12 protein-coding genes are annotated in these 13,519 nt (G+C 71.8%); 9 read left to right on the forward strand and 3 right to left on the reverse strand.

Features of this window, described 5'->3' with window-relative positions:
* The first annotated feature begins 46 nt into the window (after positions 1-46).
* The 4 genes from LRP67_RS17405 (at position 47) to clpX (ending at position 4,094) form a co-directional block, all read left to right on the forward strand.
* On the forward strand, positions 47-1,243 hold the full coding sequence (locus LRP67_RS17405) for a GPI inositol-deacylase (protein WP_231271427.1): 1,197 nt from the start codon (positions 47-49) through the stop codon (positions 1,241-1,243).
* Between the two features lie 203 nt (positions 1,244-1,446).
* Complete coding sequence (locus tag LRP67_RS17410) at positions 1,447-2,052, forward strand: ATP-dependent Clp protease proteolytic subunit (RefSeq protein ID WP_091027005.1); 606 nt, start codon at positions 1,447-1,449, stop codon at positions 2,050-2,052.
* 3 nt (positions 2,053-2,055) lie between these two features.
* Positions 2,056-2,667, forward strand: coding sequence for an ATP-dependent Clp protease proteolytic subunit (locus LRP67_RS17415; protein WP_231242005.1), 612 nt, complete (start codon positions 2,056-2,058; stop codon positions 2,665-2,667).
* A gap of 146 nt (positions 2,668-2,813) precedes the next feature.
* Positions 2,814-4,094, forward strand: coding sequence for an ATP-dependent Clp protease ATP-binding subunit ClpX (clpX, locus tag LRP67_RS17420; RefSeq protein WP_231271428.1), 1,281 nt, complete (start codon positions 2,814-2,816; stop codon positions 4,092-4,094).
* A 306-nt stretch (positions 4,095-4,400) separates the two neighbouring features.
* On the opposite strand, the gene valS is transcribed toward clpX, so the two are convergent.
* Positions 4,401-7,013: a valine--tRNA ligase gene (valS, locus tag LRP67_RS17425; RefSeq protein WP_231271429.1), complete on the reverse strand. Its 2,613-nt coding sequence runs from the start codon at positions 7,011-7,013 to the stop codon at positions 4,401-4,403.
* Positions 7,014-7,087: 74 nt separating this feature from the next.
* Between valS and LRP67_RS17430 the strand changes: the two genes are divergently transcribed.
* Positions 7,088-7,975, forward strand: coding sequence for a GNAT family N-acetyltransferase (locus LRP67_RS17430; protein ID WP_231271430.1), 888 nt, complete (start codon positions 7,088-7,090; stop codon positions 7,973-7,975).
* A 15-nt stretch (positions 7,976-7,990) separates the two neighbouring features.
* On the opposite strand, the gene LRP67_RS17435 is transcribed toward LRP67_RS17430, so the two are convergent.
* A complete protein-coding gene (locus tag LRP67_RS17435) occupies positions 7,991-9,100 on the reverse strand; it encodes an NAD(P)-dependent alcohol dehydrogenase (protein ID WP_231271431.1) in 1,110 nt (369 codons plus the stop codon).
* Positions 9,101-9,166: 66 nt separating this feature from the next.
* Between LRP67_RS17435 and LRP67_RS17440 the strand changes: the two genes are divergently transcribed.
* Together LRP67_RS17440 and LRP67_RS17445 are read left to right on the forward strand one after the other, a co-directional pair.
* Positions 9,167-10,540, forward strand: a complete 1,374-nt coding sequence (locus LRP67_RS17440) for a folylpolyglutamate synthase/dihydrofolate synthase family protein (RefSeq protein ID WP_231271432.1) — start codon at positions 9,167-9,169, stop codon at positions 10,538-10,540.
* A complete protein-coding gene (locus tag LRP67_RS17445) occupies positions 10,537-10,929 on the forward strand; it encodes a DUF4233 domain-containing protein (protein ID WP_231271433.1) in 393 nt (130 codons plus the stop codon). The genes LRP67_RS17440 and LRP67_RS17445 overlap by 4 nt, the downstream gene beginning before the upstream one ends.
* Before the next feature lies 1 nt (position 10,930).
* On the opposite strand, the gene LRP67_RS17450 is transcribed toward LRP67_RS17445, so the two are convergent.
* Positions 10,931-12,286: a PLP-dependent aminotransferase family protein gene (locus LRP67_RS17450; protein ID WP_231271434.1), complete on the reverse strand. Its 1,356-nt coding sequence runs from the start codon at positions 12,284-12,286 to the stop codon at positions 10,931-10,933.
* Positions 12,287-12,353: 67 nt separating this feature from the next.
* Between LRP67_RS17450 and LRP67_RS17455 the strand changes: the two genes are divergently transcribed.
* On the forward strand, positions 12,354-13,025 hold the full coding sequence (locus LRP67_RS17455; RefSeq protein ID WP_231271435.1) for a pyridoxamine 5'-phosphate oxidase family protein: 672 nt from the start codon (positions 12,354-12,356) through the stop codon (positions 13,023-13,025).
* Between the two features lie 18 nt (positions 13,026-13,043).
* On the forward strand, positions 13,044-13,457 hold the full coding sequence (gene ndk / locus LRP67_RS17460) for a nucleoside-diphosphate kinase (protein ID WP_231271436.1): 414 nt from the start codon (positions 13,044-13,046) through the stop codon (positions 13,455-13,457).
* Positions 13,458-13,519: the final 62 nt, after the last annotated feature.

Consider the following 13,519-nt stretch of genomic DNA (forward strand, 5'->3'; position numbering starts at 1 on the left):
TGCCACGTGAGTGCACAACTGTTCACCAGACGCCTATGATCGGGCCATGACGGACCTGTCCCGCCCCGGCGCGCCCCCGGGTCCCGGGGTGCTCGACGCGCTCTCGCTGCTCTCCGAGGTGGCCGAGGAGCTGGTCGTCAAGAGCGCGCGCGACACCCACTTCGCCATGGCGGACCGGGTCGGTCGGGTCGCCCACCGGGGCACCGGTGGGGCCTCCACCGTGCCCGACCTCGTGCACCGCGGCATCGCCGGAGCCGTGTACGGCGCTCTGGCGGCGGGCCTGCGGGCGACGTCGCTCGGCCTGGACCGACTGGGCGCCACCGGTGCCGGCCCCCGACTCGAGGACGGGCCGCGTGGGCGGTTCGTCAGCTCCTCGGTCAACGGCCTGATCGGCGACCGACTCGTCCGGGAGCGCCCGCACCTGGCGATCTCCATGGCGGTGCGTGCGGGCGGTCGGGACGTCGAGGCGACCCCGGAGGGTTTGGGCACGGCCTACCCGGAGCCCTCCGGCCGCCTGGTCGTCTTCCTGCACGGCCTGTGCGAGAACGAGTCCTACTGGGACCTCCACCGCGAGCGCACCGGCACGACGTACCCGGAGTCGGTGGCGGCGCTCGGCTGGAGCCCGGTGCTGCTGCGGGCCAACACCGGGCTGTCGCTGCGCGAGAACGGCGTGGCGCTCTCGGCCCTGATGCAGCGGCTCGTCGACGCGTGGCCGGTGCCCGTCACCCGGGTGGCCCTGGTCGGGCACTCTCTCGGCGGCCTGGTGATCCGCGCGTCGGGTGCGGTCGCGGCCGAGGCGCCGGGGTCGGGGGAGCCGTGGACGCAGCGGATCAGCGACGTGGTCACGCTCGGCACGCCCCACTTGGGCGCGCCGATCGCCTGGGGCATCGGTCACGGCAGCCGGGGGCTGTCCCGCCTACCCGAGACCGCGGCCTTCGGGCGGATCCTGGACTGGCGCTCCGTGGGCGTCCACGACCTCGTCGCCGGCCTCGCCGAGGACGTGCCGCCGCTGCCGCACGCGCGCTACCGGCTGGTCGCCGCGACCCTCACCGAGTCGCAGCGCCACCCGGTGGGCCACGTCGTGGGGGACCTGCTGGTGCGGCCGCGCTCGGCCTACGGGCGCGACAAGCGTGGCGGCGAGCTGTTCCCCGGCGCCGAGGTCCTGCACCTGGGCCGCACCGACCACTTCGGGCTGCTCAACCACCCCGAGGTGCACGCGGCGCTCGAGCGCTGGCTGGCGTGAGCCCGGGCATGCCGACGAGCTCCAGCAGGCGATGGCCGAACGGTGGCGTGGCTCAAGGCGGCGGCCGAGTCCTCCTGAGCGAACCCGAGAATCCGCTGTCGGCGAACAGGGGGCCAATGCCCGTGGAACTGTCCGTGCTTCGGGCTAGTGTCGGCGACGTGAACCAGAACCCCAGTCTCGCCTCCGAGCCGTCCGGCCCCTTGATGGGCGGCGGCGGGGGGCTCAACGTCCTCGACGACCACATCTACCAACGGCTGCTGCGCGAGCGCATCGTGTTCCTCGGCTCCGAGGTGCGCGACCAGAACGCCAACGCGATCTGCGCCCAGCTGCTGCTGCTCTCGGCGGAGGACCCGGAGACGGACATCTTCCTCCACATCAACAGCCCCGGCGGCTCGGTCGACGCCGGCATGGCGATCTACGACACGATGAACTACATCCCCAACGACGTGGCGACGGTGGGCATGGGCCTGGCCGCCTCGATGGGGCAGTTCCTGCTGTGCGCCGGCGCCAAGGGCAAGCGTTACGCGCTCCCGCACGCGCGGATCATGATGCACCAGCCCTCCTCGGGCATGGGCGGCTCCGCCTCCGACATCAAGATCCAGGCGCAGCAGTCGCTGCACATCAAGAAGGTGCTGCTCGAGCTCATCGCCGAGCACACCGGCCAGACGGTCGAGCAGATCGAGAACGACGCCGACCGCGACCGCTGGTTCACCGCCGAGCAGGCGCTCGAGTACGGCCTGGTCGACCAGGTCATCAAGAGCGCCCGTGAAGCCGCCGACGACGGCCGCCCGGCGCGGCAGAAGGACTGACCCATGAACTACTACATCCCCCAGTGGGAAGAGCGCACGTCCTACGGCTTCCGGCGGATCGACCCCTATGCCAAGCTGTTCGAGGAGCGGATCATCTTCCTCGGCACGCCGATCTCCGACGACATCGCCAACGCCGTCATGGCCCAGCTGATGTGCCTGGAGTCGATGAACCCCGACCAGGACATCCAGATCTACATCAACAGCCCCGGTGGCTCCTTCACCGCGCTGACGGCCATCTACGACACGATGCGCTTCATCACCCCCGACGTGCAGACGGTGTGCCTGGGGCAGGCGGCCTCGGCCGCCGCGATCCTGCTCGCGGCCGGCGCCCCCGGCAAGCGCATGGCGCTGCCCAACAGCCGGATCCTGATCCACCAGCCCTATACCGAGGGCACGTTCGGCCAGACCTCCGACATCGAGATCCAGGCCAACGAGATCCTGCGGATGCGCGAGCTGCTGGAGAAGATGATCAGCGAGCACTCCGGCCGCTCGATCGAGGAGGTCAGTCGCGACATCGAGCGCGACAAGATCCTCACCGCCGAGCAGGCCATCGAGTACGGCTTGATCGACACCGTGCTCGACTCGCGCAAGGCCTCGACCCTTGCCCTGACCTGACCCCTGAACCGATCACCCGACCTGACCGGCGGTCCAACTCGTCGTGAGGCATCTCGTGTCCGGCCCCCCCACGGGGGGCGGCACGAGGTACCTTCTGATGGTTTGCATCGTGGCACTGCACAACCCGCGTCGAAGGAGATGACCCCGTGGCTCGCATCGGTGACGGAGGCGACCTGCTGAAGTGCTCTTTCTGTGGAAAGAGCCAGAAGCAGGTCAAGAAGCTGATCGCAGGCCCCGGGGTCTACATCTGCGACGAGTGCATCGACCTGTGCAACGAGATCATCGAGGAGGAGCTGAGTGAGGGCACCGAGGTCAGCCTCGACGAGCTGCCCAAGCCGAAGGAGATCTTCGACTTCCTCAACTCCTACGTCATCGGGCAGGAGCAGGCGAAGAAGTCGCTCGCGGTGGCGGTCTACAACCACTACAAGCGGGTCGGGGCGGGCCTCCAGCCGGTCGCGGGCAAGCACAGCAAGGACGAGATCGTCGAGGTCGCCAAGAGCAACATCCTGGTGATCGGGCCCACCGGCTGCGGCAAGACCTACCTCGCCCAGACCCTGGCCCGGATGCTCAACGTGCCGTTCGCGATCGCCGACGCCACCGCCCTCACCGAGGCCGGCTACGTCGGTGAGGACGTCGAGAACATCCTGCTCAAGCTGATCCAGGCGGCCGACTACGACGTCAAGAAGGCCGAGACGGGCATCATCTACATCGACGAGATCGACAAGGTGGCCCGCAAGGCGGAGAACCCCTCGATCACCCGCGACGTCTCCGGTGAGGGCGTGCAGCAGGCACTGCTGAAGATCATCGAGGGCACCACCGCCTCGGTGCCGCCGCAGGGCGGGCGCAAGCACCCGCACCAGGAGTTCATCCAGATCGACACCACCAACATCCTGTTCGTGGTCGGCGGTGCCTTCGCCGGGCTGGAGCACATCATCGAGCAGCGCGTCGGCAAGAAGAACCTCGGCTTCACCGCCGAGGTCCGCACCGCCGCCGAGCGCGACGCCGAGGATCTCCTCTCGATGGTGCGCCCCGAGGACCTCACGAAGTTCGGGCTGATCCCCGAGTTCATCGGGCGGCTGCCCCTGATCGCCAGCGTGACCAAGCTCGACCAGGCGGCGCTGGTGCAGATCCTCACCGAGCCGCGCAACGCGCTGATCAAGCAGTACCAGAAGCTCTTCGAGCTCGACGGCGTCGACCTGGAGTTCACCGAGGACGCCGTCGCCGCCATCGCCGACCACGCCATGGAGCGCGGCACCGGCGCCCGCGGCCTGCGCGCGATCATCGAGGAGGTCCTCCTCCACGTCATGTACGACGTCCCGTCCCGCGGTGACATCGCCAAGGTGATCGTCACCGCCGAGGTCGTCAACGACGACGTCGCGCCGACCCTGGTCCCCCGCGAGCCCGAGAAGAAGAAGAAGTCCGCCTGACCCGTGGCGGCTGCGCCGCCGCGGGTCGAAGGGGGAGGTCGAGCAGCGCCCGCGACCGAGGAACGAGGTCGCGACGGCGATGTCGGGACATGGTGAGGTGGGCGAAGAGGCCCAGGGGTCTCGACACGGCTCGCTGGCGCTCGCCGGCTCGACCACCGAGGTAGCTGCGCTCGTCGGCTCTCGACCACACCGAGGTAGCTGCGCTCGGCGGGTCGACCACCGAGGTGGCTGAGCTCGGTGGTCGAGGTGCGAGGAGCGCCGGCGACGAGCCTCGAGACCCGCCGCCACAGGCTCCGCCCCCGGGGCCTACTGCGTCGGAGCCAGCTCGGCGTCGACCTTGAGCTCGGTGCCCTCGGTGGTGCTGAAGACCAGGTCGCCGGTGATCTTGCCGGCCGCGCGCAGGTCGGGAGCGGCGAGCTCGGCGGCGCGCACCAGGGCCTCGGGACCCGAAATCATCACGCGGGAGAGCTCGGCGCGCATCGAGACCTTGGCCTGCGACTTGGCGCCGCGGATGCCGATCAGCGCCGAGGCGACGGCGTCGACGGCGGCCGGATCGAAGGCGGCGGCCGAGCCGAGCTCGGAGACGGCCGGCCAGGTGCTGCGGTGCACCGAGCCGGGCTGCCACCAGGACCAGACCTCCTCGGTGACGTAAGGCAGGAACGGCGCGAGCAGGCGCAGCTGGACCTGGAGGGCCAGCGCAAGGGTGGCGCGGGCCGACTCAGTGGGGGCGCCGCCCTCCTCGCGGTAGGCGCGCTCCTTGACCAGCTCGACGTAGTCGTCGCAGAACTCCCAGAAGAACTTCTCGCTCACCTCGAGCGCGGTCGTGTAGTCGAACGCGTCGAAGGCGTCGGTCGCCTTGGTGACCACCGTGGCGAGCCGGGCGAGCAGCGCGCAGTCGATCGGCTCGGTGACCTCGACCGGGTTGACCGAGCTCGCACCGATGCTGGACAGCACGAACTTCGAGACGTTGAGCAGCTTCATGGCCAGCCGTCGGCCGACCTTCATCTGCGTCTCGTCGAACGGCGAGTCCAGGCCGGGGCGCGCGATGGCGGCGCGCCAGCGGACGGCGTCCGCGCCGTACTTGTCGAGGATCTGGTCGGGAACGACGACGTTGCCCTTGGACTTCGACATCTTCTTGCGGTCCGGGTCGACGATGAAGCCCGAGATCAGCGCGTGGCTCCACGGCGCGACGCCGTTCTCGAAGTGGGCGCGGACGACGCGCGCGAACAGCCAGGTGCGGATGATGTCGTGGGCCTGGGTGGCCAGGTCCATCGGGAAGACGCGCTGCCACAGGTCGTCGTCGGACCCCCAGCCGCCGGCGATGTGCGGAGTGAGTGAGGACGTCGCCCAGGTGTCCATCACGTCCGGGTCGCCGACGAAGCCGCCCGGCTTGCCGCGCTGCTCCTCGGTGTAGCCGCGGGGCGCCTGCGTCGAGGGGTCGACCGGGAGCTCGGCCTCGCTCGGCATCAGCGGGTGGGCGTAGTCGGGCTCGCCGTCGTCGGAGAGGGGGTACCAGACCGGGAAGGGGATCCCGAAGAACCGCTGTCGGGAGATCAGCCAGTCGCCGTTGAGCCCGTTCACCCAGTTGTCGTAGCGGTGGCGCATGTGGGGAGGCAGCCACTGGATCTCCGCGCCCCGCTCGATCATCTCGGCGCGCAGGGCGGCGTCGCGGCCGCCGTTGCGGATGTACCACTGGCGGGTGGCCACGATCTCGAGCGGCTTGTCGCCTCGCTCGTAGAAGTTGGCCATGCGCTGGGTGGGCACCGGGTCGCCGACCAGGTCGCCGCTCTCGCGCAGCAGCCCGACCATCGCCTCCCGCGCGGAGAACACGGTCTTGCCGGCCAGCTCGGCGTAGGCGGTCATGGCCGGCTCGTGCGCGAGCCACTCGGGCGTCTCACGCAGGAGGCGGCCGTCACGACCGATGACGGTGCGGACCGGCAGGTTGAGCTCGCGCCACCAGGTGACGTCGGTCAGGTCACCGAAGGTGCAGCACATCGCGATGCCGGCGCCCTTGTCCATCTCGGCGGCCGGGTGGGCGACGACGGGGACCTCCACGCCGAAGACCGGCGAGGTGACCGTCGTGCCGAACAGCGACTGGTAGCGCTCGTCGTCGGGGTGGGCGATGAGGGCCACGACGCTGGGGATCAGCTCGGGGCGGGTGGTCTCGATCGCGACCGTCTCGCCGTCGGGCCGGTGGTAGGTCACGCGGTGGTAGGCGCCGGCGTAGTCGCGGGCCTCCAGCTCGGCCTGGGCCACGGCGGTCTGGAAGGTGACGTCCCAGAGGGTCGGCGCCTCCTGCAGGTAGGCCTCGCCGCGCGCGAAGTTGCGCAGGAACGCGGTCTGGCTGACCTTCTGGGCGCGCGGGCCGATGGTCGTGTAGGTCTGGCTCCAGTCGACGGAGAGGCCGAGCGTGCGCCACAGCGACTCGAAGACCTGCTCGTCCTTCTCGACCAGCTGCTCGCACAGCTCGACGAAGTTGGGTCGGCTGATCGCGACCTGGCGCTTGGGGTCCGGCTTCTCCGGCGGCGTGAAGTCGGCGTCGTAGGGCAGGGAGGGGTCGCAGCGCACACCGAAGTAGTTCTGAACGCGGCGCTCGGTGGGCAGGCCGTTGTCGTCCCAGCCCATCGGGTAGAAGACCGACTTGCCGCGCATCCGCTGGTAGCGGGCGATGAGGTCGGTGTGGGTGTAGGAGAAGACGTGGCCGACGTGCAGGCTCCCGCTCACCGTGGGCGGCGGGGTGTCGATCGAGAAGACGTTGTCGCGGGCCTGGGTGCGGTCGAAGGCGTAGGTCTGGTCGGCCTTCCAGCGTGCGGCCCACCTCTCCTCGAGACCCTCGAGCGCCGGCTTCTCCGGTACGACGACCGCGCCGCTGTCGCTGCGCGTCGTGTCCGGGGCCTGGGTGTCGATGATCTCGGTCATGGTGCAAATCCTAGTGCCGGTCGTCACTCGGCCCTCCGGTGGTCGGCGGGCCAGGGGGATGCAAGGGTTGAGGCGTGCCCGACCTGGAGCTCTACGTCGACCCCGCCGCGTTCCTCCGGGATGCCGGCGCGCTGCTCGCGGCCGACCCGGTGGTGGCGACCGTGGCGTCGACCGTGAGCCACCGGATCGCCGACGCGGACCGTCGCGGGGAGCCGCGCGGCGACTACCCGCACTGGTGGCTGGCCGTCCGCGAGTGCGGAGACGTCGTGGGCGTCGCCATGCGCACGGCGCCCTTCGAGCCGTATCCGCTGTACGTGCTGCCGATGCCGCAGGAGGCGGCCCGCGAGCTCGCCCGGGTGCTGCATGCCCGCGGCGAGCAGGTGCTCGCCGTCAACGGCGCGCTGCCCGCTGCCCAGCAGGTCGCCGAGGAGACGGCCAGGCTGGTCGGCGGCACGGCACAGGTCCACGAGCGGATGCGGCTGTGGGAGGCGACCGAGGTGGTCACGCCCCCGCAGCCGGCGGGCCGGCTCCGCGCGGCCCGCGCCGAGGACACGGACCTGGCGACCCGCTGGTGGAACGCGTTCGCCACGGACGCCGCGGAGCAGGCCGGGCGATCCGCCGAGTCGGCGACGGGGGAGTACCTCGAGGCGCGCGAGATGGCCCGCCGGGTCGAGGAGGGCCTGGTCTGGCTCTGGGAGGACGAGTCCGGTCGGGTCGTCCACCTCACCGCCCACAACCCCCCGACCTACGGCGTCGCGCGTGTCGGCCCGGTCTACACGCCCCGTGACGCACGGGGTCACGGTTACGCCAGCGCCGCGGTCGCCGCCGTCACGCAGCGGCTGCTCGACACGGGCGCGCAGGCCTGCCTGTTCACCGACCTGGACAACTCGACGTCGAACAAGATCTACGAGGCGGTCGGCTACCGGCCGGTCGTCGACATGGTCAACCTGCGCATCGACTAGTCGCGCCGTGGGTCGTCACCAGACCAGGACGGGCTTGACGACCCTCCCGGCGGTCACGTCCTCGATGGCGGCGCCGATCTCGGCGAACGGGTAGCTCACCACGAGGTCGTCCACGTCGAAGCGCCCGGTGCGGTTGAGCTCGATCAGCCGGGGCACCATCTCGAGCGGGTCGGAGTCGCCCTCGACGCTGCCGCGGATCACCTTGCCGTTCTGCATGAGGTCGATCGCGTCGACGGGGAACTCCGGCGCCCCGAGCCCGAGCACCACCAGCTGCCCACGCGCGGCGAGCGACTGGGCGGCCTGCCTGAGCACCTCGGGTACGGCGGTCGTGTCGACCGCCCCGGTGGCCCCGCCGCCGGTGAGCTCCTTGACCCGGTCGACCACCTGCGTGCCGAAGTCGTTCGGCTCGAGCTCGGAGGGGTCGACCCCGACGGCGCCGTAGCGGGCTGCGACCTCGAGCCGGCTGGGCATCAGGTCGACCGCGACGATCGTGGCGACGCCCTCGGCCTTCGCCGCCGCGATCGCCGCCAGGCCGACCGCACCGACGCCGTAGACGACCAGGCTGTCCTCGGGCCCGGGCTTGAGGACGTTGAGCACCGCCCCGGCGCCGGTCTGGAAGCCGCAGCCGTAGGGGGCGATCCTGGTCAGGTTGAGGCTCTTGTCGACGACCACGCAGTTGTCGGCGTACGCCAGCGCGTGCTGGGCGAAGCTGGACTGGCCGAAGAACGAGCCGAAGACCGGCGAGCCGTCGCGCGACATCGTCGTCGAGCCGTCCATGCGCATGCCCAGGTAGTTCAGGAAGAGGGTGGAGTCGCAGTAGCCGACCATCCCGGCCTCGCAGCGCGGACAGGCGCGGCACGAGCGCAGGCTCAGCACCACGTGGTCGCCGACCTCGACGCCGTCGACGTCCGCGCCGACCTCCTCGACGACGCCGGCGCCCTCGTGGCCGAACACGTTGGGGAACATCTCGGCCGGCAGCATCGTGCGCATCGTGATGTCGGTGTGGCACAGGCCGGTGGCCACGATGCGCACCAGCACCTCGTCGGCGCGCGGGCCGTCGAGGTCGACCTCCTCGAAGGCGAAGTCCTGCCCTGGCGCGTGGACGACGGCGACCGTGGTTCTCATGGCGAACACACTAGAACCTGTTCCAGTCCGGGGTCGAGGAAGCGCGATCCCTAGACTCGACACGAGATGACTGACACCCCGCACGAGACCCCCGACTCACCGCGCCTGGCCGAGACGTTCGCCGAGGTGGAGGACGCGCTGCTGTCGCGCTGGCCCGAGACCCGGCTGGAGCCGTCGCTGGACCGGATCCGCGCCTTCGCCGAGCTGCTCGGCGACCCCCAGGCGTCGTACCCGGTCATCCACCTGACCGGCACCAACGGCAAGACCAGCACCGCGCGGATGATCGACACCCTGCTGCGCGCCCTCGACCTGCGCACCGGGCGCTTCACCTCCCCGCACGTCGAGCGGATGAGCGAGCGGATCAGCGTCGACGGCGAGCCTCTCGACGACGAGGCGTTCGTGCGCGCGTTCAACGACGTCGCGCCGTTCACCCACCTGGTCGACGAGTCCGAGGCGCACCCGCTGTCCTTCTTCGAGACCGTGGTCGGCATGGCCTTCGCGGCGTTCGCCGATGCCCCGGTCGACGTGGCCGTGGTCGAGGTCGGCATGGGCGGCTCGTGGGACGCGACGAACGTCGCGGACGCGACGGTCGCGGTGGTGCTGCCGATCGCGGTCGACCACGCGCAGTACCTCGGGGACTCGCCGGTCGCCATCGCCGGCGAGAAAGCCGGGATCATCAAGCCGGGCTCGCTCGCCGTGCTCGCCCAGCAGACCCCCGAGGTCGCCCAGGTGCTGCTCGCCCGCGCGGTCGAGGTCGGCGCGACCGTCGTCCGCGAGGGGATGGAGTTCGGGGTGATCTCGCGGGTGCCCGCGGTCGGCGGCCAGGTGGTGTCCTTCCAGGGCCTGCGCGGTCGCTACGACGAGGTGTTCCTGCCGTTGTACGGCGCGCACCAGGCGCAGAACGCCGCGGTCGCCCTGGCCGCCGTCGAGGCGTTCGCGGGCGACCAGCCGCTCGACGCCGAGCTCGTGGCCGCGGCCTTCGCCGAGGTGACCTCGCCGGGACGGCTCGAGATCGTGCGCCGCAGCCCGACGATCGTGCTGGACGCTGCGCACAACCCGGCCGGCGCCGAGGCCGTGGCCGACGCGCTGGACGACTCGTTCGCGTTCTCGCCCCTGATCGGCGTCGTGGGAGTCATGGCGGACAAGGACCACACCGGGCTGTTGTCGGCCTTCGAGCCGCACTTCGCCCACATCGTCTGCACCCAGAACTCCGCCTCCCGTTCCCTGCCGGCCGACAAGCTGGCGCAGGTCGCGATCGAGATCTTCGGCGAGGACCGGGTCTCGGTGGAGCCGCGGCTGGCCGACGCGATCGACCTCGCTGCGGGCCTCGCGGAGAACGGCGAGTCCGCGGGTGACTCCATCGGCTCCGGCGCGGTCCTCGTCACCGGCTCCGTCGTGACGGTCGGCGAGGCCCGGTCCCTGGTGAGGCGGCGCTCGTGAGCGAGCGCGGCCGGTCGCCGCGCCGCGGCATGTGCGCGGCGGTGCTGAGCCTCGAGGCGATCACCCTCGGCCTCACCACGCCGGTGATGATCACGATCGCCGACGTCGACGTCGCCACCGCCCTGGCCGTCGGCCTCGGCCTGATGCTGGCCTGCCTGCTGGTGGCCGGCATGCTCCGCGGGGAGTGGGCCTACGGCCTGGGCTGGGCGATCCAGGTCGCCGCGGTCGGCCTCGGCTTCGTGGTCCCGATGATGTTCGTCCTCGGGGGGATCTTCGCGCTGCTGTGGGGCACGGCGTACCTCCTCGGGCGCAAGATCGAGCGCGAGCGGGCGGCGGCGTACGCCGCGCTCGACGCCCAGATCGCCGCCGAGGGCGAGGACGACGCCTGACTCATCCGTCGCCCACTACACGGGTCGAGGAGCCGGAGAGGAGGGGGGCGATCACGGCGAGGGCGGCGTCGAGCTCGGCGTCGGTGCAGCCGCCGAAGCCGACGATGAGCCCGTGCAGGGAGGCCGAGCGGCAGTAGTCGCTCAGCAGCGGGACGTCGAAGCCGGCGCGGCGGGCCGCGGCGTGGGCGCGCTCGGCGAGGTCCTGGGGCAGGACCACGGTGGCGTACATGCCGGCCACCGACCCCTCGACGTACGGCGCCAGGGCGGCGGCGACGCGCTCGGCTCGTGCCGCGTAGGTGCGTCGCGCGGAGCGGACGACCCGGTCGACGTAGCCGTCGCGCAGCAGGGCCAGGAACGCCCGCTGCACCGGCCAGGAGACGGCGTCGTGGGTGAGGTCGCGGTGGCGCTCGACCTGCTCGCGGAGTGCGGGCGGCGCCACCAGCCAGCCCAGCCGCAGGCTGGGGGCGACCGACTTGCTGGCGGTGCCGAGGTAGGCGACGCGGTCCCGGTCGAGGCTGGCGAGGGCGGGGATGGGCGCCACGTCGTAGCGGAACTCGGAGTCGTAGTCGTCCTCGACCACGATCGCTCCGGCGTCCCAGGCCGCGCCGAGGAGGGTGAGCCGGTCGCGCCCGGACATGGGCGGCCCGAGCGGGTGCTGGTGCGCCGGGGTGACGTAGGCGGCGACCACCGAGCTCAGGTCGGTGACGGGTGCCAGGGCCGGGAGGTCGACGACGTCGCGGCCCGCGGCCCGCACGGTCGCCACCGCGGCGCGGTAGCCGGGGTCCTCGACCGCGACGTCGCCTGGCGGCAGCGCCGCGAGCAGGTGTCGCAGGCCGTCAGCGGTGCCGGCGGTGACGAGCACGTCGTCGGGGTCCACGTCGAGGCCGCGCAGGCGGCCGAGCCGGGCCGCGAGGGCCGCGCGCAGCTCCGGCAGGCCGCGCGGGTCGTCGTACCCGCGCGGCATCGTGGCCGCGCCCACCTCGCGCCACGCGCGTCGCCACGCCGGGCGCTGGCGCGGGTCGATCCAGGGTGTGCCCGTGCCGAGCCGCACCAGCGGGCGGGCCGCCGGCACCGCCGGCCGGTGCGGTCGCGGGGGACCGGCGGCGGGGCCGACGGCCGCGACGTAGGTGCCGGAGCCGGGTCGGCCCTCGAGCCAGCCCTCGGCGACGAGCTGGGCGTAGGCGTGCTCGGTGACCGACCGGGCCACCCCCAGGTCGAGCGCGAGCGCGCGGCTGCTCGGCAGCCGCGCGCCGGGCGGCAGCCGGCCGCCGGTGACCAGCGCGCGCAGGTGTGCGCTCAGCTGGGAGCCCAAGGGCACGCCGCTGGAGCGGTCCAGGTCGACGGCGAGGGCGTCCATAGTGTCCTGTCGAGATCGTGGGGAAGTGGCTCCTGACAGCGGGCCATTTGCGGCCCACACTAGGACCATGACGATCCTCTCGCCCACCCCACGTACGACGGTCGCGCGCGGCCGGGACCGCGCGGTGACGGACCGCGCCGCGCTGCTCGCCCTGCTCGAGGACGCGCTCGTCGCGCACGTCGGGATCGACGTGGGTGACCACCCCGTGGTGCTGCCGGTGGCCTTCGCGGTGGACCCGCACGGCCCGGACGAGGACGGCACCCTCTACATCCACGGCTCGGTCGCGGCCCGGTGGCTGACCCGGTCGGAGGGGGCGACGGTGTGCGTGACAGTGACCGAGCTCGACGGGCTCGTGGCGGCGCGCTCGGCCTTCCACCACTCGATGAACTACCGCTCGGCGGTCGTCATCGGGGTCGCCCGCGTGGTGCAGGACCCCGAGGAGAAGGCGCACGCGCTGAGCCTCACGGTCGACCACATGGTCCCGGGACGGGCGGCGACCCTGCGCCCCCACACCCGCAAGGAGCTCGCGGCGACCGCGGTGCTCGCGGTGCCCCTGCACGAGGCGTCGATGAAGGTGCGCGCCGGCGGCCCGGTGGACGACCCGGAGGACGTCGAGGCGGGTGTCTGGGGAGGCGTGATCCCGGTGCGTCAGGCGATCGGTGCTCCGGTGCCCGCCCCCGAGTGCGCGACGGTGCCGCTGCCCAACGACGTGGTCCGGCGTGCCGGGCGGCTCGGGTAGGTGGCTAAGGTCGTAGGTATGACCGAGACCACTCGCACCCTCGTGCTGCTCAAGCCCGACACCGTCCGTCGAGGCCTCGTGGGTCAGGTGCTCTCGCGGTTCGAGGCCAAGGGGCTGCGGATCGTGGCGATGGAGCACCGTCACATCGACGCCTCCACGGCCGACGAGCACTACGCCGAGCACGTCGAGAGGGCGTTCTACCCGGACCTGCGCGAGTTCATCACGAGCGGCCCACTGGTGGCCCTGGTGCTCGAGGGCGACTCCGCGGTCGAGGTGGTCCGCGTGCTCAACGGCGCCACCGACGGGCGGGCGGCCGCCCCCGGCACGATCCGCGGCGACCTGTCGCTGTCCAACCGCGAGAACCTCGTCCACGGCTCCGACTCCGACGAGTCCGCGGCGCGCGAGATCGCGATCTGGTTCCCGGGGCTCTGACCGGAGCTATCCACAGGCCGGGAGTCCTCCGGTTTCCGGCCTCCTGACGTGGGCAACCTCAC

It is taken from the genome of Nocardioides sp. cx-169 (assembly GCF_021083605.1).
Lineage (GTDB): Bacteria > Actinomycetota > Actinomycetes > Propionibacteriales > Nocardioidaceae > Nocardioides.